Annotated in this window: 19 protein-coding genes; 6 read left to right on the forward strand and 13 right to left on the reverse strand. The window is 71.8% G+C overall.

From position 1 onward, the window contains the following. The first annotated feature begins 4 nt into the window (after positions 1 to 4). Positions 5 to 1435, forward strand: coding sequence for a lipase maturation factor family protein (locus ACZ6KY_RS28660; RefSeq protein WP_469313155.1), 1431 nt, complete (start codon positions 5 to 7; stop codon positions 1433 to 1435). Here the strand turns inward: ACZ6KY_RS28660 and ACZ6KY_RS28665 are convergent. The 4 genes from ACZ6KY_RS28665 to ACZ6KY_RS28680 are packed head-to-tail and all read right to left on the reverse strand — an operon-like array spanning position 1432 to position 4797. Next, positions 1432 to 1767, reverse strand: coding sequence for an amidohydrolase family protein (locus ACZ6KY_RS28665; RefSeq protein WP_469313184.1), 336 nt, complete (start codon positions 1765 to 1767; stop codon positions 1432 to 1434). The two genes, ACZ6KY_RS28660 and ACZ6KY_RS28665, sit on opposite strands and share 4 nt — an antisense overlap. Then, the gene (locus ACZ6KY_RS28670) at positions 1650 to 2684 is read right to left on the reverse strand and encodes an aldo/keto reductase (RefSeq protein ID WP_469313156.1); all 1035 of its coding nucleotides are present in this window, start codon (positions 2682 to 2684) and stop codon (positions 1650 to 1652) included. Before ACZ6KY_RS28670 ends, ACZ6KY_RS28665 begins: the two co-directional genes overlap by 118 nt. Then, a complete protein-coding gene (locus ACZ6KY_RS28675; RefSeq protein WP_469313157.1) occupies positions 2681 to 3445 on the reverse strand; it encodes an SDR family NAD(P)-dependent oxidoreductase in 765 nt (254 codons plus the stop codon). Before ACZ6KY_RS28675 ends, ACZ6KY_RS28670 begins: the two co-directional genes overlap by 4 nt. Then, the gene (locus ACZ6KY_RS28680; protein ID WP_469313158.1) at positions 3442 to 4797 is read right to left on the reverse strand and encodes an L-fuconate dehydratase; all 1356 of its coding nucleotides are present in this window, start codon (positions 4795 to 4797) and stop codon (positions 3442 to 3444) included. The genes ACZ6KY_RS28675 and ACZ6KY_RS28680 overlap by 4 nt, the downstream gene beginning before the upstream one ends. Before the next feature lie 324 nt (positions 4798 to 5121). Between ACZ6KY_RS28680 and ACZ6KY_RS28685 the strand changes: the two genes are divergently transcribed. Beyond that, complete coding sequence (locus tag ACZ6KY_RS28685; RefSeq protein WP_469313159.1) at positions 5122 to 6465, forward strand: amidase; 1344 nt, start codon at positions 5122 to 5124, stop codon at positions 6463 to 6465. 136 nt (positions 6466 to 6601) lie between these two features. Here the strand turns inward: ACZ6KY_RS28685 and ACZ6KY_RS28690 are convergent, their stop codons facing one another. Further along, complete coding sequence (locus tag ACZ6KY_RS28690) at positions 6602 to 6778, reverse strand: hypothetical protein (protein WP_328552138.1); 177 nt, start codon at positions 6776 to 6778, stop codon at positions 6602 to 6604. 530 nt (positions 6779 to 7308) lie between these two features. Here ACZ6KY_RS28690 and ACZ6KY_RS28695 point away from each other — a divergent pair. Then, positions 7309 to 7869 (forward strand): HD domain-containing protein, encoded by a 561-nt coding sequence (locus ACZ6KY_RS28695; protein WP_469313160.1) that lies wholly within the window; start codon positions 7309 to 7311, stop codon positions 7867 to 7869. Between the two features lie 223 nt (positions 7870 to 8092). Beyond that, positions 8093 to 8899, forward strand: coding sequence for an SDR family oxidoreductase (locus ACZ6KY_RS28700; protein ID WP_469313161.1), 807 nt, complete (start codon positions 8093 to 8095; stop codon positions 8897 to 8899). A 230-nt stretch (positions 8900 to 9129) separates the two neighbouring features. Here the strand turns inward: ACZ6KY_RS28700 and ACZ6KY_RS28705 are convergent, their stop codons facing one another. The 6 genes from ACZ6KY_RS28705 to ACZ6KY_RS28730 form a co-directional block, all read right to left on the reverse strand. Then, entirely contained in the window at positions 9130 to 10644 is a 1515-nt protein-coding gene (locus ACZ6KY_RS28705) for an SDR family NAD(P)-dependent oxidoreductase (RefSeq protein WP_469313162.1), read from the reverse strand. Positions 10645 to 10746: 102 nt separating this feature from the next. Further along, positions 10747 to 12075: a wax ester/triacylglycerol synthase family O-acyltransferase gene (locus tag ACZ6KY_RS28710; RefSeq protein WP_469313163.1), complete on the reverse strand. Its 1329-nt coding sequence runs from the start codon at positions 12073 to 12075 to the stop codon at positions 10747 to 10749. A gap of 155 nt (positions 12076 to 12230) precedes the next feature. Beyond that, positions 12231 to 14573, reverse strand: a complete 2343-nt coding sequence (locus ACZ6KY_RS28715; RefSeq protein WP_469313164.1) for a GH92 family glycosyl hydrolase — start codon at positions 14571 to 14573, stop codon at positions 12231 to 12233. A 302-nt stretch (positions 14574 to 14875) separates the two neighbouring features. Next, positions 14876 to 16096 carry a glucose-1-phosphate adenylyltransferase gene (gene glgC / locus ACZ6KY_RS28720; protein ID WP_469313165.1) on the reverse strand — a complete coding sequence of 407 codons (1221 nt, stop codon included), beginning with the start codon at positions 16094 to 16096 and terminating at the stop codon, positions 14876 to 14878. A gap of 80 nt (positions 16097 to 16176) precedes the next feature. Beyond that, complete coding sequence (glgA, locus tag ACZ6KY_RS28725; RefSeq protein ID WP_469313166.1) at positions 16177 to 17328, reverse strand: glycogen synthase; 1152 nt, start codon at positions 17326 to 17328, stop codon at positions 16177 to 16179. Positions 17329 to 17412: 84 nt separating this feature from the next. After that, positions 17413 to 18162: a (2Fe-2S)-binding protein gene (locus ACZ6KY_RS28730; RefSeq protein WP_469313167.1), complete on the reverse strand. Its 750-nt coding sequence runs from the start codon at positions 18160 to 18162 to the stop codon at positions 17413 to 17415. A 210-nt stretch (positions 18163 to 18372) separates the two neighbouring features. Between ACZ6KY_RS28730 and ACZ6KY_RS28735 the strand changes: the two genes are divergently transcribed. Beyond that, positions 18373 to 19782, forward strand: coding sequence for a DMT family transporter (locus tag ACZ6KY_RS28735; RefSeq protein WP_469313168.1), 1410 nt, complete (start codon positions 18373 to 18375; stop codon positions 19780 to 19782). On the opposite strand, the gene ACZ6KY_RS28740 is transcribed toward ACZ6KY_RS28735, so the two are convergent. Continuing rightward, on the reverse strand, positions 19772 to 20947 hold the full coding sequence (locus tag ACZ6KY_RS28740) for a transglycosylase family protein (RefSeq protein WP_469313169.1): 1176 nt from the start codon (positions 20945 to 20947) through the stop codon (positions 19772 to 19774). The genes ACZ6KY_RS28735 and ACZ6KY_RS28740 overlap by 11 nt on opposite strands. A 487-nt stretch (positions 20948 to 21434) precedes the next feature. On the opposite strand from ACZ6KY_RS28740, the gene gndA reads away from it, so the two are divergent. Beyond that, positions 21435 to 22874, forward strand: a complete 1440-nt coding sequence (gene gndA, locus ACZ6KY_RS28745; RefSeq protein WP_469313170.1) for an NADP-dependent phosphogluconate dehydrogenase — start codon at positions 21435 to 21437, stop codon at positions 22872 to 22874. A gap of 217 nt (positions 22875 to 23091) precedes the next feature. Here the strand turns inward: gndA and ACZ6KY_RS28750 are convergent, their stop codons facing one another. Beyond that, positions 23092 to 23316, reverse strand: a complete 225-nt coding sequence (locus ACZ6KY_RS28750) for a hypothetical protein (RefSeq protein WP_469313171.1) — start codon at positions 23314 to 23316, stop codon at positions 23092 to 23094. Positions 23317 to 23401 lie beyond the last annotated feature (85 nt).

Consider the following 23401-nt stretch of genomic DNA (forward strand, 5'->3'; position numbering starts at 1 on the left):
CGCCATGGAGTGGTTCGTCGCACCCGGCTACTGGCTGAGCCGGCTGGTCTTCCAGCGAGGGCTGGCCGTGCTGTATCTCGTCGCGTTCCTGGGCGCGGCCCTGCAGTTCCGTGCGCTGACCGGGGAGCGCGGGATGCTGCCGGTGCCCCGGTTCGTGCGGCGGGTCGCGTTCCGTGACGCGCCGAGCGTGTTCCATCTGCGCTACTCGGACCGCTTCTTCGCGGCCTGGTGCTGGACGGGCTGCGCGGTGTCGGTGGCGCTGATCGCGGGCCTCGACGGGCGTCTGCCGCTCTGGGGCGCGATGCTGTTGTGGCTGGTCCCGTGGGTCCTGTATCTGTCGGTCGTCAACGTCGGCCAGACCTGGTACTCGTTCGGCTGGGAGTCCCTGCTCCTGGAGGTGGGCTTCCTCGCGGTGTTCCTCGGCAACGACGAGGTGGCGCCGCCGGTCGTCGTGCTGTTCCTCATGCGCTGGGTGCTGTTCCGCGTCGAGTTCGGCGCGGGGCTGATCAAGCTGCGCGGCGACGCCTGCTGGCGGAAGCTGACCTGCCTCGACTACCACCACGAGACCCAGCCGATGCCGGGTCCGCTGAGCTGGTTCTTCCACCATCTCCCCAAGCCGTTCCACCGCGTCGAGGTGGCCGCGAACCACTTCACCCAACTCGTGCTGCCCGTTCTGCTGTTCACTCCGCAGCCGGTCGCGACAGCCGCGGCCTCGCTGATGATCCTGACCCAGCTGTGGCTGGTCCTGTCCGGCAACTTCTCCTGGCTGAACTGGACGACGATCGTGCTCGCCCTGAGCGTGACCGAACTGCCCGCCACCGCGCCGCGTGTCGCCGCCGCTCCGCTCTGGTACGAGGTGGTCGTCCTCGTGGTGGCCGCCGGCCTGCTGGTCCTGAGCTACCGTCCGGCACGCAATCTGATCTCCCCGCGCCAGGTCATGAACCGCTCCTTCGACCCGCTCCACCTGGTCAACACCTACGGGGCGTTCGGCAGCGTCAGCCGGGTCCGTCACGAGGTGATCGTCGAGGGCACCACGGACGAGGTGCCGCGCGAGGACACGCAGTGGCGGGAGTACGAGTTCAGGGGCAAGCCGGGCGATCCGCGGTACTGGCCGCGCCAGTTCGCGCCGTACCATCTGCGGCTCGACTGGCTGATGTGGTTCGCGGCGCTCTCTCCCGGTTACGCCGGGCCGTGGTTCTCGGGTCTGGTGGAACGACTTCTGGAGAACGACCGTGACACCCTGCGACTGCTCCGCCGCTCCCCGTTCCCCGCCGACGCGCCGCCCCGCTACATTCGGGCCCGCCTCTTCCGCTACCGGTACACGACCTGGCACGAGCTCCGCGAGACGGGCGCGTGCTGGCACCGGACGTATGTACGCGACTTCCTTCCGCCCACCCGGCTGGAGGGCACCGCCGAGCGGCGGGTTCCGTACTAGCCCGCCTGGTTTTGAGGCGATCGGTGATCATAGGCGGTGGGTGAGCCGGTGGCCGGCGCGCCGGAGGCCGCTATCCGGACTGTGCGTGGGCGATGGGGTGGGCAGACGGACTGGCGCTCGTTGTCGTTCGGGGGTGCCGTCAACTCCTCTGCTGTCCGCAGGACTTGGTCGTAGCTCCCGGCGGGTGTGCGCACCGGCGCGTCGGAGCCGAACATCATCCGGTCGGGGCCGAAGGTTTCCAGGACCGTGTCGGTGTACGGCCGCGGGTCGTCTCCCGTACGGGGAGGGGGGCGGCGGCGGGCAGCAGGCCCTCCGTGTGCAGTTCGCGCCAGAAGTCCGGAGGCACCGGCGTCGCGAACTGCTCGGCGCAGTCGTGGACTTCGGTCGCCGAACGGGCGCCTGCCAGCACGCTCGCCACGGCGGGGTGGGCGGCCGGGAAGGCCAGGGCGGCGGCGCGCAGGGTCGTGCCGTGCCGCTCGGCGATCGCCTTCAGACGCAGGGCACGGTCCAGCAACTCGCCTCGGGCTTCGGTGTAGTTGTACGTCGCTCCCGGGCGCGGGTCCGCCAGCAGGCCGGAGTTGAAGGCGCCGCCGATGACGACGGAGGTGCCGCGGTCCTGGGCGGCAGGGAGCAGTTCGGTGAGGGCGCCGTGGTCCAGGAGGGTGTAGCGGCCCGCGCACAGCAGCACGTCGACGTCCGTCTCGCGGACGAACCGGGTGAGCATCTCCGTCTGGTTCATGCCCGCGCCGATCGCGCCGACCACGCCCTGCGAGCGCAGTTCCTCCAGCGCGGGGTAGCCCTCGCGGAAGGCCTGCTCGGCATGGTCGTCGGGGTCGTGCAGGTAGACGACGTCCACGCGGTCGAGGCCGAGCCGTTCGAGACTGGCGTCCAGGCTCCGCCGTACGCCGTCGGCGCTGAAGTCCCAGACACGGCGGTGCGTCGCGGGCACCGCGAAGCCGTCGGCCAGGTCGTCGCCGCCGGTGTCCACGGGCTCCAGGAGGCGGCCCACCTTGGTCGAGACGGTGTACTCGGCTCGGGGCCGGTCGCGCAGGGCCGCGCCCAGGCGCCGTTCGGAGAGGCCGAGGCCGTAGTGCGGGGCGGTGTCGAAGTAGCGGATACCGCTCGTCCAGGCGGCGTCGACCGCCTCGTGCGCCTGCTCGTCGGTGACCTCGGTGAACAGGTTGCCGATGCCGGCGGCGCCGAAGGACAGCCCGGTGACGGGGACGCCGCTCCTGCCGAGGGGGTTCACCGGCCCGCCGGGCGCGGCCGCAGCCCCTGCATCCCGCCGTCCACCGCGAGGGCGGTGCCGGTGGTGGAGCCGGACAGCGGGCTCGCCAAATAGGCGATGGCTCCCGCGACTTCGGGTGCGGACACCAGGCGGCCGGTGGGCTGGCGGGCCTCCAGGGCGGCGCGCTCGGCGGCCGGATCGGGAGCGGCGTCCAGGAGCCGGCCGACCCAAGGGGTGTCCACCGTGCCGGGGTTGACGCAGTTGACGCGGATGCCCTCACGGACGTGGTCGGCGGCCATGGCGAGGGTGAGGGCGTGGACGGCGCCCTTGGACGCCGAGTACAGCGCCCGTTGGGGCAGGCCCGCCGTGGCCGCGACGGAGCAGGTGTTCACGATCGCCGCGTGCGCGGATTCCCTGAGGTGGGGCAGGGCGGCGCGGGTGGTCCGCACGATGCCGAGGACGTTGACGTCGAGCACCCGGTGCCATTCCTCGTCGTCGTTGTCCTCGACGGTGCCGCGGGCGCCGATGCCCGCGTTGTTGACCAGGATGTCGAGGCCGCCCAGGTCCGCGACCGCGGCGGCGACGGCCGCGCGCACGGAGGCGTCGTCGGTGACGTCGGCGCGGTGGCCGGTCAACGGCTTGTCGACGGACGAGGGATCGAGGTCGAGGACGGCGACCCTGGCGCCGCGGGCGGCGAGGAGGTCGGCGGTGGCCCTCCCGATGCCGGAAGCGCCTCCGGTCACCAGCGCCTTGAGTCCGTCGAAGTCCTGAGAGTCCGTCATGCAGGCTTTCCCATCTTGTCGTTGACGCTCGGCCGGGCGAGATCGGCGGCCCAGAAGGCGCCGCCTGGGTAGGTGAACTCCGCGATGGATTCGGGCCGCATGGCGGCGGAGAAGCCCGGCGCGGTGGGTGCCGTGTAGCGGCCGTCGCGGATCACCACCGGGTCGGTGAAGTGGTCGTGCAGATGGTCGACGTACTCGATGACGCGGTCGTCGGTGGTGCCGGACAGGGCGACGAAGTCGAACATCGAGAGGTGCTGCACGAGTTCGCACAGGCCCACGCCCCCGGCGTGCGGGCAGACGGGCACGCCGAACTTGGCTGCCAGGAGCAGGATGGCGAGGTTCTCGTTGACGCCACCGACACGAGCGGCGTCGATCTGGAGGATGTCGATCGAGCCCGCCTGGAGGAGCTGTTTGAAGACGACGCGGTTCTGCGCGTGCTCGCCGGTGGCGACCTTGACGGGGGCGACCGCCTCGCGCACGACGGCGTGGCCGAGGATGTCGTCGGGACTGGTCGGCTCCTCGATCCAGTACGGCCGGAACTCGGTGAGCGCTCTGGTCCAGGTGATCGCCTCGTCCACGTTCCAGCGCTGGTTGGCGTCGATCGCGATGCGGATGTCCGGGCCCACCGCCGCACGGGCGACGCGGCAACGGCGTAGATCGTCCGCCAGGTCCGCCCCCACCTTCAGCTTGATCTGCCGGAACCCCGCGGCGACCGCCGCGGTGGCGAGACGGGTGAGCTTCTCGTCGCTGTAGCCGAGCCAGCCCGGTGAGGTGGTGTACGCGGGATAGCCCCGTGCGCGCAGGGTCGCGGCGCGCTCCGGGGCCCCTTCCCGGCCCCGGAGCAGCAGTTCCAGCGCCTCCTCGGGCGTCAGCGCGTCCGTGAGGTAGCGGAAGTCGACCTGGCCGACGAGCCAGCCGGGATCGGCGTCCGCCAGCAGCTGCCACAGCGGTTTGCGGGCGCGCTTGGCGGCCAGGTCCCACACGGCGTTGACGACGGCGCCGATCGCCATGTGCATCACGCCCTTCTCGGGCCCGAGCCAGCGCAGTTGGCTGTCGCCGACCAGGTCCCGGGAGAGGGATCCGGGGTCGGCGCACAGCTCGTCGAGGGACCGCCCGACCACGTGTCCCCGCAGCGCGCCGATCGCGGCGACCTGGACTTCGTTGCCCCGCCCGATGGTGAACGTGAAACCGTGCCCCTCGGCTCCGTCGGCCGCGTCGGTGCGCAGGACGACGTACGCCGCCGAGTAGTCGGGGTCGGGGTTCATCGCGTCGGAGCCGTCGAGCTCGCGCGAGGTCGGGAAGCGGATGTCGTAGGTGTCGACCGCGGTGACGCGGGCGGGGCTCGGGAACACGGGAGTCCTTCCGGTCGGTCCTCGACGCCTTGCGCGCCGGTCTCCAGCAGCCGGTCGGGGACTACGGAGCTGGGCTTCACCGCCCGGGTGACGTGTTCGTCGTCGCCCGGGAGGACTCCCCACTGTGCCGCATGGTCAAGCCCTGGTTGTCCACGCTCTCCCGGGACGCGGTGAAAGGGCGTGCGGGCCCCGCGGGGTGTGACGAGGGCTGCGACCGGCTGCCTGACCCAATGTCCAACGCGGACGGCTCTCGACGCGGCGCCCCGCTGCGGGCAGAGTGCTCCCCGTAACTACTCACCAGTACGACACGAGTGAGGAGCGCCCGTGACCACCTGGGCCGGCCGGACCGCCACCGAGATCGCCGCAGCCGTACGCGAGAAGAGGGTCACCCCCCGCGAGGTGGTGGCCGAACATCTCGCGCGGATCGAACGCCTCGACGAGCGGGTCGGCGCCTTCCGCAGGGTCCGCGCCGAGGCCGCCCTCGCCGAGGCCGACGACCTGGCCACCAGGGATCTTGGCCAACTCCCCCTCGCGGGCGTGCCGGTGGCGGTCAAGGACAACCTCGCGGTGCGCGGCGAGTCGACCCGCAACGGTTCCGCCGCGACCCCGGACGCACCCGCCGCCGAGGACCACGTCACCGTGGCCCGGCTGCGTGCGGCGGGCGCCATCGTGGTGGGCCTGACGAACGTGCCCGAGCTCTGTGTCTTCGGCACCACGGAGGGCGCGTACGGCAAGGCCCGCAACCCCTGGGACCTGTCCCGCACGGCGGGCGGCTCCTCGGGCGGCAGCGCGGCGGCGGTGGCCGCCGGGATGGTGCCGATCGCGCTCGGCAACGACGGCATGGGCTCGCTGCGGATCCCGGCCGCCAACTGCGGTCTGGTCACCCTGAAGCCGGGCCATGGCGTGATTCCCGCCGGGATCGGCCACGGCGACTGGTTCGGCATGTCGGAGAACGGCCCGCTGGCCACGACGGTCGAGGACGCCCGGCTGATGTTCTCGCTCCTCGCGGACATCGAGCCGGCGCCGCCCGCCGAGCCCGTCACCCGCAGGATCGCCGTCTCGGTGCGCAGCCCCCTGGCCGGTATTCGCGTCACCCGGCCGTATACGAACGCGGCCCGGGAGGCCGCCGCCCTGCTGGCCGAGGCAGGTCACCAGGTGCGGTCCGCGAACCCGCCGTACCCGCTCTGGCTGAGCACGACCTCGCTCGCGCACTGGACGGCGGGCACCGCGGTGGACGCCGAGGATCTCGACCCGCGCCGACTGGCCCGGCGCACCCGCGTGCACGCCGCGATCGGACGCCGCTTCGTGACCGGCGTACGCAAGGGAGCGCGCCGCGAGCAGCTGCGCGGGCGCCTGGCGACGTTCTTCGCGGACCACGACGTGCTGCTCACGCCGGCGCTCGCCCGGCGCGGTCCCGCCTCCGTCGACTGGCACGAGCGGGGCTGGCTGCGCAATGTTCTGGCCGACACCAACTACTCGCCGATGACTCCGCCGTGGAACCTCACCGGCTGGCCCGCGATGTCGGTCCCGTTCGGAAAGCTGCCCAACGGCGCGCCCTGCGCCGTCCAGCTCGTCGGCCTGCCCGGCTCCGAGGCGGCTCTGCTCGACGTGGCCGGACAGCTGGAAGTACTGCACCCGTGGCGGCGTACCGCACCGCTCGGCCAGTGACTGCCGCACCGCCCGGCCGGGCATGTCGTCACATGCCGAAGCCGCGGCCGTTCGTCGGCCGCGGCTTCTCCACTCGGCACGGGCGCCTGTCCGGCACGCCCGCGCCGTCGTCGATCGCGCTGGATCCCGGCGTCGGTCAGTCGACGCTGGGCAGGATGTGGGGCTCGGCGAGGTCGTCCTCGTACCCCGCGAGGCGGATGGGGGCGGACCTGGCCCACACGTCCAGGCTTCCGAGCTTGGTGTCGGACCCACCGCCCAGGCGCTCCGTGTGTTCCTTGGGGCCCTGATCGAGATTCGTCTTCTCTGGTGTCACCGCGCACTCCTTATGTGTCGGGTCACCCTCGGGACGTTAGCGCCCGGTGCTCTCGGGTCGCCTGACGCCCGCTCGGGTCTGAGTCGAAGCAGTTAGGGACGCGGTGGCGCCGGTAACTCATGTGAGAGCAGGCCGTGGTGACCGGCTTGTCCCGGGACGGACCGTGGGTGTGGGTGGACCCGAGTAAGGCTGCCCGTCGGCTACAGCGTAACCAAATGAGCATGCCCCCGCTCTATGGGGCTGAAAACTTGAGGTTACTGTCACACGTCATCCAGGACTCATCAGGCCCCGATCTGCGGCGATTTGAAACATGATGCCCTCTTCGCAACCACCCATTCGGCTCAATATCGCCCCTGGGCGCGGCCGTCGGGACCGGCCACGGGTATGGCTGACGTGGGCGTCGGCCGACGGTCGTCGCACACATCCGGCACGGAAGACGCCACGCAGTTCAGGTCCCGTTGGCCGGTTCGCAAGGAGGCCATGGTCTGCTGTCGGACGGTGAACGGCTTTTCTCGCGGGAGGACTGACGCATGGAGCTGCGCAGCGTCGAGGAGCTGATGGATCTGCTGCACGCCTGCCGGGGTTCCTGGGACACCCCGGACGGCGGTGGAGACCCCGTCGATCTGCACGACCACGCCCTGCAGACCGCCGCGCTGCTGCGCCGGAGCCATCCCAGCGACAAGGAGCTCCAGGTCGCGGGCCTGGTGCACGACATCGGGCATCTGCTCAGGCCGGGTGACGACGCCGGGCACGCCGACCACGCGGCCGACGCGGTACGGCCGCTGCTCGGCGAGCGGGTCTCCCGTCTCGTACGCCTGCATGTGGCGGCGAAGCGCTGTCCGGCGACCACGTCGCCGCGCCGCGGGCTGTCCCCGCAGAGCACGCTCGCCCTGGCCGCCGAGGGCGGCGCGATGACCCCGCGCGAAGCGGCCGCGTTCGAGCAGGACCCGCTGGCCGAGGACGCGGTGACCCTGCGGCAGGCGGACGACGCCGGCAAGGTCGTCGGCCTGTACGCCGGGGTCATGGAGGACTGGCGCACGGTGCTGGAACTGGTCGCGGAACGGTACGCGCGACTCGGGGCCGTGGACTAGCGCCACCCGCGCCACCGGCACGACCGCGGGTACCACCGTCTGGCTCCGGACCCCCCGTCCGGTCCACTCGCCCGAGCGGACGTGCTCCGCGAAACCGGCCGGCGCCCGGCAATACGGGCTTCCTCCGCCACGGGCGCGGCGCCCCCGCCCGCCACGCCCGGCGGACGGCGGCGGTCGTCGCCAAGGTCTGTCGACTGACGGTCCGTCATGAGACGGTACGCGGATGATGTCGCCGTACGGACTCGAGGGCAGGGCCGCCATCGTCACCGGGGCCTCGCGCGGGATCGGTCTCGCCGTCGCCGAGGCGCTCGCCGGAGCGGGCGCGCGGGTGTGCGTGACCGCGCGGGATCCGGACGCGGTGCGGCTCGCCGCCGAGCGGGTCGGCGGTATCGGGCTCGCGGGTTCCGTAGCCGACGGGGCGCATCTGAGGGAGCTGGCCGGGCTGACGCTCCGGACCTTCGGCCGCGTCGACATCGTGGTCAACAACGCGGCGACCAACCAGCCCTACGGCCGCCTCATGGACGCCGACCCGGAGGCCTGGCGCGACGCGTTCGCCGTCAACGTCGAGGCGCCGCTACGGCTGGTGCAGTGCGTCTGGCGGGCCTGGATGGGCGAGCACGGCGGGGCCGTGGTGAACGTCTGCACGGAGGGTGCCGGACATGTCGGGCCGCGGGTCGGCGCGTACGGCACCAGCAAGGCCGCCCTGCTCCATCTGACCCGCCAACTGGCCGGTGAGCTGGCCCCGAAGGTACGGGTCAACTCGGTCTCCCCCGGCCTCGTCCGCACCGAGATGGCCCGGTTCGTCTGGGAGCACTCCGAGGACGAACTGGGCGCCGGACTCCCGCTCGGCCGCATCGGACGCCCCGAGGACATCGCCCGCGCCGTGACCTGGCTGGCGTCCGACGCGGCCGAGTGGATCACCGGTGCCGACCTGCTGGTCGACGGCGGAACACGGGTGAGGGCGGCCTGCCCGGGCTCCCCGGCCGACGCCGTCCACGAGCGTCTCCGGGCGCGGACACCCGACGGGTGACGGCCCCCGGGGCATCGGCCTGCCAGACGCCCCGGCAGGTCCCGCCCGAAGCCGGGGCCGCCCCCGGCCGCCACGACGGCGGCACGGCGGCTGCTTGCGGCAGCGGCAGCGGCAGCGGCAGCGGCAGCGGCAGCGGCAGCGGCAGCGGCAGCGGCAGCGGCAGCGGCAGCGGCACGATTGCAGAACCCTCCGGCGCCGCCATCGTCACCGCAGACAGGCCCCCGCCCTGCTCACCACTTGCCCGGCGCGTAGTCCTTCATGAAGACGCCGTACAGGTCCTCGCCCAGCTCGCCGCGGACGATCGGGTCGTAGACGCGGGCCGCGCCGTCGACGAGGTCGAGGGGGGCGTGGAAGCCCTCGTCGGCCAGGCGCAGCTTGTCGTAGTGCGGGCGCTCGTCGGTGATCCAGCCGGTGTCGACCGAGGTCATCAGGATGCCGTCGGTCTGGAACATCTCCTGGGCGCTGGTGCGGGTCACCATGTTCATGGCGGCCTTCGCAGCGTTCGTGTTCGGGTGGCCCGCGCCCTTGTAGCCGCGGCCGAACACACCCTCCATCGCCGAGACGTTGACGATGTACGCACGCCCCGCCGGCGCCTTGCCGGCGGCCTCGGCCATCTGCGCCCGCAGCTTGCTGATCAGGATGAACGGCGCCGTGTAGTTGCAGAGCTGGGTCTCCAGCAGTTCCACGGGGGAGATCTGCTCGATGGTCTGCACCCAGGTGTTGCTGTCGACCACGTCGGGGACCAGGCCGCCCGCGTCGATGGCGGTGCCGTCACGGTGGCGGACCACGCTGGCGTTGCCGGCGACCAGGGCGAGGTCGGCCACCTTCTGGGCGTCAAGACCGGAGACGCCGACGGGCAGCGCCGTCAGTCCGTCGACCGCGCCGGAGTTGAAGGCGCCGATGACCTGGCGGGCGGGCAGCTCACCGGCCGGCAGCGGGGCGCTCTCGCCCTCGACCAGCGCGGCGTAGGCGGAGGGCAGCCGGCGCACGGTCTGTGTCGCGTTGTTGATCAGGATGTCGAGCGGGCCCTGCTCCGCGACCCGGTCGGCCAGGGCCACGGCCTGGGCCGGGTCGCGCAGGTCGATGCCGACGACCTCCAGGCGGTGGATCCACTCCGCCGAGTCGTCCATGGCCTTGAAGCGGCGGATCGCGTCGTTCGGGAAGCGCGTGGTGATCGTGGTGTGCGCACCGTCACGCAGCAGGCGCAGCGCGATGTACATGCCGATCTTGGCGCGGCCGCCGGTGAGCAGCGCCCGCTTGCCGGTGAGGTCGGTGCGGGCGTCGCGCCGGTCGCGGTTCAGGGCGGCGCAGTCCTGGCAGAGCTGGTGGTAGAAGTAGTCGACCTCGACGTACCGCGTCTTGCAGGTGTAGCAGGAGCGCGGGCGCTGGAGTATCCCGGCGATCCTGCCCTCCTCCGTCACCGACGACGGCAGGATGCCCTCGGTCTCGTCGTCGATGCGCTGGGCGGAGCCGGTCGCGGTGGACTCGGTGACCTGCTTGTCGTGGGCCGTCTTGGCGGCGCGGCGCTCCTGGCGGCGGCGCTGCTTCACGGTCCGGTAGACGCCCGCGGTGGCGCGACGCACGGCGATGGCGTCGGGGTGGTCGACGTCGATCTTCTCGAGTTCGTCGAGCACGCCGAGGCAGACGGCCAGCCGCTCGGGGTCGATACCGGGACCGAACGCGACGGCCGCCACATCTGTCGTGTCCACGGCGGGGGTCGCCCGGCCGTCCTCTGTCACCGTCATCGCTGCTGCCGTTCCTCGGATGGTGCGCCGCGTTCGAACCGCGCTCGCTTTCGAAGGCGGAATTTTACGGACCAATCGCGCGCGGCACCAAACCCGTGGTGATCATGGCGTGCAGGCGGTGATCAGTTCGCGCACCTCCTCGGTCAGGGAACGGGCCAGCAGATCGAGGTCCGGCACGGCCTCCGCGTCGGCCACGAGCCCGTAGTGGACGCTCCCCCGGTAGGTCGAGACGGCCACCGCGAGGGCCTGGCCGCGGGCCAGCGGGGCGAACGGGTAGACCTCGGTGAGCGGGCAGCCGCCGAGCTTCAGCCCGAGGCTGGGCAGCGGCACGCTGGTGACGAGGATGTCGAACAGCAGCCGGGCGGCCTGGCCCACGACCGGACCGCCGAGCCGGTGCCCGAGCGGCGGAACGTGGTCGGCGAGCAGCGCGACGGCGCCGGCGCCCCGGTTGGGTCCGGCGTCCTTGTTCCGGTCCATCGCCGTCCGTACGGCACGCAGCCGGCCGAGCGGGTCCGGGTCGTCGACGGGAAGCCGTATCAGGTATCCGGAGAGCCGGTTGCCCTGTGGCTGCGCGGTGCGCGGCCGGCGCCGGGAGACGGGGATCAGGGCCCGCGGGGAGACGCCCTCGCTGCCGTCGCCGCGTTCGTCGAGCCAGCGGCGCAGGGCGCCCGCGACGACGGCGATCAGGACGTCGTTGACGGTGCCGCCGACGGTCTTGCGGACGACGTGCACGTCGTCGAGGTCGATGATCACACCGGCGGTGCGCCGGGTGCCGGTGGGCGCGGAGGTGAGGGCGGGCGAGGACCGCACGCCGAGTGTGGCGCGTGCCACGGAGCTGCCGATGTCGAGGGCGCGGCCCACGTCGGAGAGGGTGCCGCGGACCAGGCCGGGCAGCTTGCGGACGTCAGGGAAGAGCCCCCGGGGCGGCTCCACGGGGCGCGGGCGGGGTTCCGGCAGGTCCATCGGGTCCATGATGGCGGCGGCGAGCATGAGCGCCCTGAGGCCGTCGGCGAGCGCGTGGTGGAACTTGAAGAGCACCGCGAAGGACACGCCGTCCTCGCCGGGCAGCACGTGCGCCTCCCACGGCGGCCGGCCGCGCTCCAGCGGGCGTTCCATCAGCCGGCCGGCCTCGGAGTGGAAGTCGGCGGTCGGCTTGTGCAGCAGGACGTGGTCCAGCGGCTCGAAGTCGGGTGCGGGCTCGCGGGCCGCGCTGCCGAAGGCGAGGGGCGCCAGCGGCTGCCACACGTCGCGGATCCGCATGCGCAGCCCGGGGACGGCCGCGGCGCGGGCCGCGAGCAGGTCCGCGGCGTGGGCGCCGGCGGTGGGCGAATGCGCGGCGAAGACACCGAGGGCGCCGAGGTGCATCGGGTGCCGGTCGGACTCGATGTTCCAGAACGCCAGGTCGAGTGGTGCGAGGAGGTCGGAGATCAAAGGCTTGCTCTCGCGTCGACGACGGGTGAACTTGCAGTCAAACCCGGACTGGTGATTACGGTCAAGTACGATCAAGTTACGCACAGTTAACAGCGGATTAAGTCCCGTCCCTCGGACGAGGAACGGGACTCGTTCAGGTCAGGACACGCCGGTCGTCATTTCAGGACCGGGGGTGCCGCGGAGGCCGCTGTTCCCCACTCGGACGGCCCCGAGCCGACCGTGAAACGGATCTCGTGGATGCGCCGCAGGGTGTGGGTCGTCAGATACGTACGGCCGTACGGCGATCCGTCCACGTGGGCCGACTGAATGTACCGCTGGGTGTCCGATGTGCCGGGCGCCGTCACCGTCAGCGCCCCGAACGGGTAGTAGCGCCGGTCGAGCGTGAGGTCGACCCGCTCGAAGACGGGCGTGGACAGACCCCAGGTGTCGTAGCCGGGCTGCACCGGGAAGATCCCGATGGACGACAGGACGTTCCAGGCGGACATCGTGCCGAGGTCGTCGTTGCCGGTCATCCCGGTCGGCGCGTCCGTGAACAGGGTCAGCGCCGCGTGCACGACGTCGGTCGTCTTCCACGGCTGGCCGGTCGAGAGGTAGGTGTACGGGGCGATGAGGTCGGGCTCGTTCTGCGGGTTGTACTTGTCCGCGTTGTAGTAGGCGTACGGGCCGTTGACCCACACCTCGCGGGCGGTCTTCGCGGGGTCCTTCAGCAACTGCCCGTAGGCGAAGAACGAGTCGAGCCGGTCGTTCGCCGCCTGCTTGCCGCCGATCAGGTCGACCATGCCCGGCAGGTCCTGCGGCACGAGCCACTGGTACTGCCAGGACGTGCCCTCGTGGAAGCCCTCGCTCTGGGCCGGGTCGGCGGGTCCGGTGAAGGCCCCGGAGGCGTCCCGCGCACGGAAGAAGCCGGTCGAAGGGTCTTGGATCGCGCGGTAGTTCTGGGACCGGGCGAGGTAACGCGCGGCGTCGTCGTCGTGGCCCAGTTCCCGCGCCATCTCGCCGAGCATGGCGTCCGACAGCGCGTACTCCAGGGTTACGGAGGCGCCGTGGTCGTAGTCCGAGTCGCCGGACTTCGTGTGCGGGCGGCCCTTGACGTAGGGGGCGAAGCCGTTCGCGATGTACTCCCCGTTGGCCTCGCGGCCCACCGCCGGCGAGTCGGCGGGCGGCACGCCGTCGGCGTTCTTCTTCAGCGCGCGGTAGGCCCGCTCGGCGTATCCGCCGGCCCCCTTGAGGAGACCCTGCTGGTAGGCGTTGGTGAGGAACGGGGTGACCGGGTCGCCGGTCATGATGTTCGTCTCGACCGTGCCGTAGCCCCACTTGGGCAGCCAGCCGCTCTCCTCGTCGATCCTGATGACGGAGATGGCCATGTCGCGCGCCTCGCGCGGCGCGAGCAGGGCCAGCAGCTGTGACTGGGTGCGGTAGGTGTCCCACAGCGACCAGTTCTGGTAGTACGTGAAGCCCTTGGCCCGGTGGATCCGCTGGTCCCAGCCGGTGTAGCGGCCGTCGGCGTCACTGCCGATGTTGGGCGCGAGGAAGGAACGGTAGAGCGACGAGTAGAACGTGCGGCGCAGGGTGTCGGCGCCGCCCTTGGCGCGTACGTCGTCGAGCCGGTCCTCCCAGGCGCGGTGCGCGGCGCCGCGGACCGCGTCGAAGGAACGGCCGCCCTCTGAGCGGAGGTTGACGGCCGCGCCGCGGGCATCCACGTACGAGAGCGCGGTGGTCGCCTCGACCGTCCGGTCCTTGGTGGTGTCGAAGCGCACGAAGGCGCCGGTGCGCCCGGTGGTGCCGGCCGTCTCCTGGGAGCCTTCGGTGACGGTGTCGCCGTTCCAGGTGCCCGAGGTGGTGAACGGCCGGTCGAAGCGGGTGATCGTGTACACCGTGTAGGGCTTGGTGGCCTGGCAGAAGCCGCTGCCGGTGATCGCCGTGCGGACGGTCCGGTTGTCCAGGATCTCGACCTTCGTCGAGACCGTCCTGTGCAGCGACTGGCCCGCGTTCAGCAGCACGTTGGCCTTGTCGGTGGCCGGGAAGGTGTAGCGCTGCACGCCGGTGCGCGCGGTGGCCGTCAGTTCGGCCTCGATCCCGGACTTCAGGCCCACCTTGTAGGAGCCGGGGTGCGCCTCCTCGGTGTCGTGGCCGAACTCCGCCGCGTACTGCGCGTCGTCCGTCCGGGTGACGTCACCCGTCGTGGGCAGGACCGGCAGGTCACCGCCGAGGCCGCAGCCGACGCCCGAGAGATGGACGAGGGAGAAGCCGCGGATGTGGTTCTGGGAGTGGTCGTAGCCGGTGTTGTGGCCGGTGTCCGGCGAGAACTGCACCATGCCGAAGGGCACGGCGGCGCCGGGATAGGTGTTGCCCTCGTTCTCCGTCCCGATGAACGGGTTGACCAGATCGGTGAGTTGGCCGTCGCGCGGCTCGGCGGCCTGTGCGGTGGGCAGGGCGAACAGCGCGGAGGCTGTCACCAGCCCGGCCGTGCACAGGCGCAGGCGCCGGGTCCATCTCATGCGGGAGACCTCCGGTGATCGACAACGTTGTCCTCATGCATGGTCGGGGCGGGAGACCGGCTTTCCGGGCAACCGGAGGAGATCCCGCCGGACGCGTCGCGTCCGGGCACGGCGCGTCCGAGACCGTCGCAGCCGATGACATCGTTGTCAGCGCTGTACGACGGTGTCATCCACGGCAGTTGGCATGACAACACGGGATTCCACCCGCTGTCCAGGGACATGACAAACGCCACGACGAACGGCCTCGGACACCCTGCCCGATGGGCCGGGTGTCCGAGGCCGCTGTCGCCCGCGACGGCCGGTCAGGGCACGCGCTGACCCTTGCCCAGGGCGATCACGCCCCCCTTGGACACCGTGTAGAGATCGGAGTCGCGCTCCGGATTGACGCCGATGGTCGCGCCCGGCGGCACCTCGACGTTCTTGTCGAGCACCGCGCCGCGCACCACGGCACCCCGGCCTATCTTGACGTTGTCGTGCAGGATCGAGCCCTGCACCACCGCCCCCGGATCGACGACCACGCCCGGCGACAGCACCGACCGCGTCACCTGCCCGCGGATCAGGCACCCCGCGCTGATGATCGACTCGCTCGCGATGCCTCCGGCGTTGAAGCGCGCGGGCGACAGCTGCCCGGAGCTCGTGTAGACCGGCCAGCTGCGGTTGAACAGGTTGAAGGCGGGACGCTCGGCGATCAGGTCCATGTGGGCGTCGTAGTAGGCGTCGAGGGTTCCCACGTCACGCCAGTAGCCCTGGTCGCGGGTGGTCTCGCCGGGAACGTGGTTGTCGCTGAAGTCGTACAGCTGCGCCTCGCCCCGCTCGGTGAGCGCCGGCAGGATCGAACCGCCCATGTCGTGCACGGAGTTCTCGTCCTCGGCGTCCCGCTGGAGCGCCTCGATCAGCGCCTTGGTGGTGAAGAGGTAGTTGCCCATCGAGGCGAACACGCACTCGGGGTCGTCCGCGAGGCCCGGCGGGTCGGCGGGCTTCTCCAGGAAGCCCCGCACGCTCTGGCCGTCGGAACCGGGGCTGATGACGCCGAAGGACGACGACTCGGTCCGCGGCACCCGTATCCCGGCCACCGTGACGCCCGCGCCGCTCTCGACGTGCTGGGCGAGCATCTGCCGGGGGTCCATCCGGTAGACGTGGTCGGCGCCGAACACCGCGACGTACTCGGGCTGTTCGTCGTGGATCAGGTTGAGCGACTGGAGGATCGCGTCCGCGCTGCCCAGATACCAGCGCGGCCCGAGCCGCTGCTGGGCCGGTACCGGCGTCACGTAGTTGCCGAGCAGGCTCGACATCCGCCAGGTGGTGGTGATGTGCCGGTCAAGCGAGTGCGACTTGTACTGCGTGAGCACGCAGACGCGCAGGATGTCGGCGTTGACGAGATTGGAGAGTACGAAGTCCACGAGGCGGTATGTGCCGCCGAAGGTCACCGCCGGTTTCGCCCGGTCCGCCGTGAGCGGCATCAACCGCTTGCCCTCACCGCCCGCCAGTACGATTCCCAGCACCGAAGGTCCACCGCGCCGCATGCCGCCGCCCCTCTACGCCCGGTCGGGCCAGGCCCGGCTGCCCGGACCGCCCCATGTCCTGAAGTTCGTCTGTCCGATGGTTACCCCGGTTTGAGGACTTCCTCGTACAACTGGACGGTCCTTCGGGCCACCGCGTCCCAGCCGAACTCCCGTACCGCGCGCAGTCGTCCGGCCTCGCCCATGCGCCGGGCCCTGTCGGGGTCGGCGAGCACGGAGTCCAGGGCCGTCGCGAGCCCCGCCTCGAAGTCGCCCTGGAGCGGCACGAGTAGGCCGGTCTCGCCGTCCTCGACCACCTCGGGAATGCCGCCGACCCGCGAGGCGACCACCGCCGTCCCGCAGGCCATCGCCTCCAGATTGACGATGCCGAGCGGCTCGTACACCGAGGGACAGACGAACACGGCCGCGTGCGTGAGGAGTTGGATGACGTCGGGCCGGGGCAGCATCTGCGGGATCCAGTGCACACCGTCGCGCACCCCGCTCAGTTCCTGGTACAGCTCGCGGAACTCCCGGTCGATCTCCGGGGTGTCGGGGGCGCCCGCGCACAGCACGACCTGCGCGGCCGGGTCGATGTCCCGTACCGCGCGCAGGAGATGGGGCACACCCTTCTGCCGGGTGATGCGGCCGACGAACAGGATGTACGGGCGCCCGGTGTCCAGGCCGATCCGCTCCAGGACGTCGGTGCCGGAGGCGGGCCGGTAGAGGGCGGTGTCGATGCCGTTGTGCACGACGCGCACCCTGGCCGGGTCAAGGGCCGGGTAGCAGCCGAGAATGTCCTCGCGCATGGCACCGGAGACGGCGATCACGGCGTCCGCGGACTCGATGGCGGTGCGCTCGGCCCAGCTGGACAGGGCGTAGCCGCCGCCCAGTTGCTCGGCCTTCCAGGGGCGCAGCGGTTCGAGGGAGTGGGCGGTCATCACATGCGGGATGCCGTGCAGGAGCTTTCCGAAGTGGCCCGCGAGGTTGGCGTACCAGGTGTGGGAGTGGACCAGTTCGCGGCCTTCGAGGGCGGCGGCGATGGAGAGGTCCACGGAGAAGGTGCGCAGGGCGTCGTTGGCGCCGTCGAGTGCGGTCCACGGCCGGTGCCGGACGACTCCGCCGGCGCCGCCCTCGCCCCAGCAGTGCACGTCCAGTTCCGTGAGGGCGCGCAACTCCCTTGCGAGGAACTCGACATGGACGCCCGCACCGCCGTACACGTCCGGCGGATACTCCCGGGTCAGCAGTCCCACGCGCACACAGAACCCCCGTCATAGCCGGCTGGTGCCCCTCATGGTCACTCAGTTGAAGCCGATACGGAAGACCACCGGGAAGCCCCCGTGTCAGGTCCGGCGGGGCGCGGGCCGCGGCGGGCGGTCGAAGCAGCAGTCGCCGCAGACTCCGCCGCCCGGCACCCGGTAGTAGAGACAGCAGCTGCGACGGCGGAGCGTCCTGGGGTCGAGGGTGCCGGAGAGGTCGGGGTGCGCGAAGAGCTTGCCGGCCAGTGTCCTGGCCCGCTCACCCACGTCCGGGCGTCCGTGGGCGAGCGCCCAGCGGTCCAGCTGACGGACGGTTCCGGCCAGGGCGGAGCCGGCGTTGCCCCACAGCAGGCCCGGTGGGACGCGGTGGCGCGAGCGCAGGGCATCGTTCAGCGGGACGAGGAGTCCGGCGCGTACGACCGCGTCGAGGTCGGTCACGGGCCGGGCGCGGACCTCGGTGAGCCAGAGGTCGTCCGGAGCACTGGCGTCCGGGTCCCAGCGCAGCAGTTCCGGATCGAGGTCGGGCAGCCCGCCGTAGAGCGCCGCGGCGCCGAGCGCGATCGACCAGAAGCGGGCCGCGAGACCCTGCTGCGCCACCGAGGCGGCGACACGCGCCTCGGACGCACGAATACTCTCCGCGACCTTACGGACGCGAAAAGTTACCGGATCCCCGTAAACCTCCCCGCGCGTCTCGGATCGCGGGTCCGCACAGGCGCTCGCGAGGGTGGGGAGGGGGCCGCGCGGCGGTACGCCGGTGCGTAGTACGAAGAATCCGCCGAGCGCGTCGAGCGCCGCGAGTTGGGGGTCGAGGTCCACGAAGAGCAGTAGTACCAAGCCCCCTAGGGGTAACCACCAGTGGATCGGTCCGTGGTGTCGCCCACCCTGGGGAGGACAAGGGGCGATTCGTACTCCATCGGCAGTAGGACCCAATGACTGCTCAGGGACGACGACGAGAACTAAATCGCACGGCATCGTTGTTTGCATGGAAGCCGTTCGTTCGTCGCGCCGGGCCGCCGCTCCGCGCCGTACGCAGAGGAGGGACTCATGAGTGCCCTCGCTTTGTCCGTGGTGCTGTCGTTCGTCTCAGCCGTCGCGTACGCGGGCGGCGCGATCATTCAGGAGCGGGTCGCGGTGACCGCGACCTCTCCCGGCCAGACCTACGCGCCGCTGCGCAGGCCGGGCTGGTGGGCCGCCGTCGCGCTGACCGGCCTGGGCGGGCTGCTGCATGTGGTCGCCCTCGCGTTCGGCCCGCTGAGCCTCGTACAGCCGCTCGGCGCCCTCACCATCGTCTTCGCGCTGCCGATGGCGGCCCTCTTCGTGGGCCGCAGGGCCGGAGCGGCCGCCTGGCGCGGCGCGATCATGGCCACGGTGGGTCTCGCCGGCCTGCTGGCCCTGGTCGGCGCGTCCGACACACAGTCCCTGAGCAATGCCGAACGCCTGGCGCTCGGCGTGGTGGCGGGGGGCGCGGTCGCGGCCCTCATGGTGGCGGGGCGCGCGGCGCACCGGCACGCGGCCGTGCGCAGTGTGCTGCTGGCGGTCGCGGCGGGCATCGCCTTCAGCATGTCCTCCGTGTTCACCAAGACCGTCGCGGTGGACTGGTCGCGACACGTCTCGCTCGCCGACCTGTCGAGCCTCGCGGCCATAGGTGTCTTCGCGACGGCCGGCATGCTGATCTCGCAGGCCTCCTACCGGGGTGCCGGCCTGGAGGCGCCGCTGGCCACGCTGACGGTGGTGAACCCCGTCGTGGCGGCCGCGGTCGGCATCACGATGTTCGGCGAAACCTTCCGCTACGGCGCGACCGGCACCGCGCTCGCGCTCGGCTGCGGCGTCGTCGCGGCGGGCGGTCTGATCCTGCTCACCATCGAGCGGATCGGCAGCGGCGACCGATCCACGACCGCTCCCCCGGAGCTCGCGGCCGTGCCGGACACGGACGCCGGTCAGCCGGCCGACGGCGCCCACCGGCCCGCCGAGGAGCCGGCTCCGGTGGCCGTCGCGGCCGCCGTGTCGGAGCCGCGTCTTCCCGAGCCGCTCGTTCCTGCCGTATCGGAACCGCGCTTCCCCGAGCCTGCCGTCCCGGTCGCGGCCGACCTCGGCGCTCTCGCGGGCAGCGAGACGACCGTGGAGGAACTGCTGGCCGGCCTGCCCAAGCCCGCCAGGGACGCGGACGGGTTCGTACCGCCTTCGCCGCAGCCGGGTGCCCCGAGTCTGGCTCCGCAGGCGGCCGGCGAGGGCCTGTTCCCGCCGACCGCGCGGCCCGCCGCCTGGGCCGCGTCCGTACCGGCTCCGCTCAAGGCCGCCGTGCCGGCGACGGAGGTCGTGGCCTCGGCGACGGAGGTCGTGGCCTCGTGGGGCCCGGCGGCCAGGGACGAACTGCCCTTCCTGACCGCCATGCTCGGCGTGCCCTACGTGCCGATGCCGTTCGTCAACCACCACCGCACCCGCGTCAGATCCTGACGCCGCCCGCCCGGAGATACGCCACCGGGTCGATGTCCGTGCCGAAGCCGGGCCCCGTTCGCACCTCGAAGTGCAGATGCGGGCCCGTGCTGTTGCCCGTGGACCCGGAGCGGCCGATGCGCTGGCCGGCCACCACGCTCTGCCCCGCCTTCACGGAGATCGCGGAGAGGTGGCCGTACTGCGTGTAGCGGCCGTCGGCGTGCCGGATCACCACCTGGTAGCCGAACGATCCGCCCCAGCCCGAGCTGACCACATGACCGGCGGCGACCGCCGCGACGGAGGTGCCGGTCGGCACGGGGAAGTCGACGCCGGTGTGGTAGCCCTTCTCCCAGTGGGAGCCGGCGGCACGGTAGGGCGTGCCGGTCGCCGCGTGCACCGGGGCCACGAGGGAATGATGCGTCCCGGCCTTGTCCGGAGTGGTCCTGGACGGGGACGTCGTGTGGGTCGAGGCCTTCTTCGCCGGCGTCCGCGTGTGCGTCTTCGACGGCGCGTGCCGCGGTTGCGCGGGCGCCTGGGCCTTGCCGCGCAGGGTGAGCCGCTGGCCCGGCAGGATCAGGTCCGGGTCGGAGCCGACGGTCGTGTGATTCGCGGAGTACAGCCCCTGCCAGCCGCCCTGGACATGCCGGGAGTCGGCGATACCGGAGAGCGTGTCGCCGTGCACGACCGTGTACATCTCGGCGGTCCCGGCCTGCGACTGCGGTGTGGTCTGCGGTTTCACGTCCCGCACCGAGCGCTGCTTCGCCGTCCGGGGCGCGGTTCCCGCCGGGCTGATGTCGGGGGTCGCGCCCCCTCTGGTCAGCCCGCCGTGCACCGAGCACACCGGCCAGGCATCGGGCCCCTGGCCCTTCAGCACCTTCTCGGCGACGGCGATCTGCTGGTCCTTCGTGGCCTGGTCCGCGCGCCGGGCGTAGGCGCTGCCGCCGTACGCCTCCCACGTGGACTGGGTGAACTGCAGTCCGCCGTAGTAGCCGTTGCCGGTGTTGATGCTCCAGTTGCCGCTGGACTCGCAGGCGGCGACCTTGTTCCAGGTCCCGACATCGGCCGCGTGGGCGACGCCGGCTCCGACGAGCGGGAGCGCGATCCCGGCTCCGCCCGCCGTGACGGTGAGTGAGGCGCGATTGATCCTGTTCGGCTGATACCGGCGGTGCCGACCGCGTACGGCCATGAGGGAGCCCCCTAGACATGCGTCAGGAGCGGCAAAAGTAAGCGCTGTGAACAGGCCAGGACAAGGCGGCAACCGGTCGCTCCGAAAAGGCGGTTGGCCGGCTCCCGGGCCGCACTCGGCCCGGACGCGCTCCGCACGGTGGGTGACCGGGCCGGCCCGGGACCGGGGTGTGCCGGACGCCGCTCCGAGGCCTGTCGACATCGGGTTCCTGCGTCTGGCGACGGGCGGCCGTCCCGCTCGCCGGAACGGACCGCGCGGGAGCGTGGCCCGCGTCCGGGGCGCCGAACACCCCCACCGCCGGCACCGGCAGCCGAACGGCCTGTCCGAAATCCGCCCTCGCGACGCGGGGACGTTCGCCTCCGTGGACACCTCCGACGCGTCAGGATGGCCCGGGACAATACTGGCGAGCAGCACGACCGGCAGTACCGATACGGGATTCTTTCCGTATCGGCCACCGGACTTACCGCACTTCTTAGGAGCCAACCGAATGAGCACTTCAGCCCAGATCGGCGTCACGGGTCTCGCGGTCATGGGGCGCAATCTCGCCCGCAACTTCGCCCGCAACGGTTACGCGGTCGCCGTACACAACCGCACCGTGGCGAAGACCAACGCGCTGGTGGAGGAGTTCGGCCACGAGGGGACGTTCGTGGCGGCCGAGACCGCGAAGGAGTTCGTGGCGGCGCTGGAGCGGCCCCGGCGTCTGGTGATCATGGTGAAGGCGGGCGATCCGACCGACGCGGTGATCCAGGAGTTCGCCCCGCTCCTGGAGCCGGGCGACATGATCATCGACGGCGGCAACGCGCATTTCGCGGACACCCGGCGCCGTGAGCGCGCGCTGCGCGAGCAGGGCATCCACTTCGTCGGCACGGGCGTCTCCGGCGGTGAGGAAGGCGCGCTGCACGGGCCGAGCATCATGCCGGGCGGCTCGGTCGAGTCGTACGCCTCGCTCGGCCCGATGCTGGAGAAGATCTCCGCGAAGGCCGCCGACGGGTCGCCGTGCGTCACGCATGTGGGTCCCGACGGCGCCGGTCACTTCGTGAAGATGGTCCACAACGGCATCGAGTACGCCGACATGCAACTCATCGGCGAGGCCTACCAGTTGCTCCGCGACGTCGCCGGGTACTCCCCCGCGCAGATCGCCGACATCTTCCGTACCTGGAACACGGGCCGGCTCGACTCGTACCTGATCGAGATCACCGCCGAGGTGCTGTCGCACGTGGACGCGGCGACGGGCGAGCCGTTCGTGGACGTGGTCCAGGACCGGGCCGAGCAGAAGGGCACGGGCCGCTGGACCGTGCAGATCGCGCTGGACCTGGGCGTACCGGTGTCCGGCATCGCCGAGGCGGTCTTCGCCCGCTCCCTGTCCGGACACGCCGACCTGCGCGCCGCCTCGCGCGGCCTCGCCGGCCCGAAGGCGGTCCAGCTCGAGGCGTCCGAGGCCGCGGCCTTCGCCGACCGGGTCGAGCAGGCGCTCTACGCGTCGAAGATCGTCTCGTACACGCAGGGCTTCCACGAGATCATCGCGGGCAGCGACGAGTACGACTGGAACATCGACCTCGGTTCCGTCGCCTCGATCTGGCGCGGTGGCTGCATCATCCGGGCGGCCTTCCTCGACCGCATCCGTGCCGCCTACGGCACCCGGCCCGACCTGCCGAGCCTGCTGTCGGACGAGACGTTCGCGCAGGAGATCGCGGCGGCCCAGGACGACTGGCGCGAGGTCCTCGTCGCCGCGACCCGCCAGGGCGTGCCCACCCCCGGCTTCTCCGCGGCCCTCGCCTACTACGACGCCCTGCGCGCCGAGCGCCTGCCGGCCGCCCTCACCCAGGGGCAGCGGGACTTCTTCGGGGCGCACACGTACCGCAGGACGGACCGCGAGGGGTCGTTCCACACGCTGTGGGGCGGCGACCGGTCGGAGGTCGAGGCGTAGGGCCGCCGCCCGGGTCGTCAGGCCCGTAGGGCTGTCACCAGGCCCGTAGGGCTGCCGCCCGGTCCGGACACCACACGCTGTGCCGAAGCCGTCACGTTCCCGGAGCGGGACTCGTGACGGCTTTGGCGTACACGGGGCACGTGCCGGGGTGCCGGGGTGCCGGGGTGCCGGGGTGCCGGGGTGCCGGGGTGCCGGGGTGCCGGGGTGCCGGGGGAACCTAGCTCCGCTGGGCTGCGAAGAGTTCCAGGTGGGCGCAGCTCGGGCAGCGAAAGGCGTCGATCTGCCAGCGCGGCCGGCCCATCAACTTGGCACCACCCAGCGGGCCCCGCTCAAGGACGCCTTCGACCCACCGTGCGAACCCGCGAGCGCCTTGTCCGGAGTCCTCTACGAAGCCCGGCTCCAGCCCCACCACACCGCACTGAGTGCACCGTATGTTGTTCATCGGGGGAGTGTATTGAACAGCCGCGGGCGTTGGTCATCAAGGCTGGTTGCCCTCGTCCTCGCCCCAAGTGACCTGTGAAGCGCGG

This window comes from Streptomyces sp. NPDC042002 (assembly GCF_055588305.1).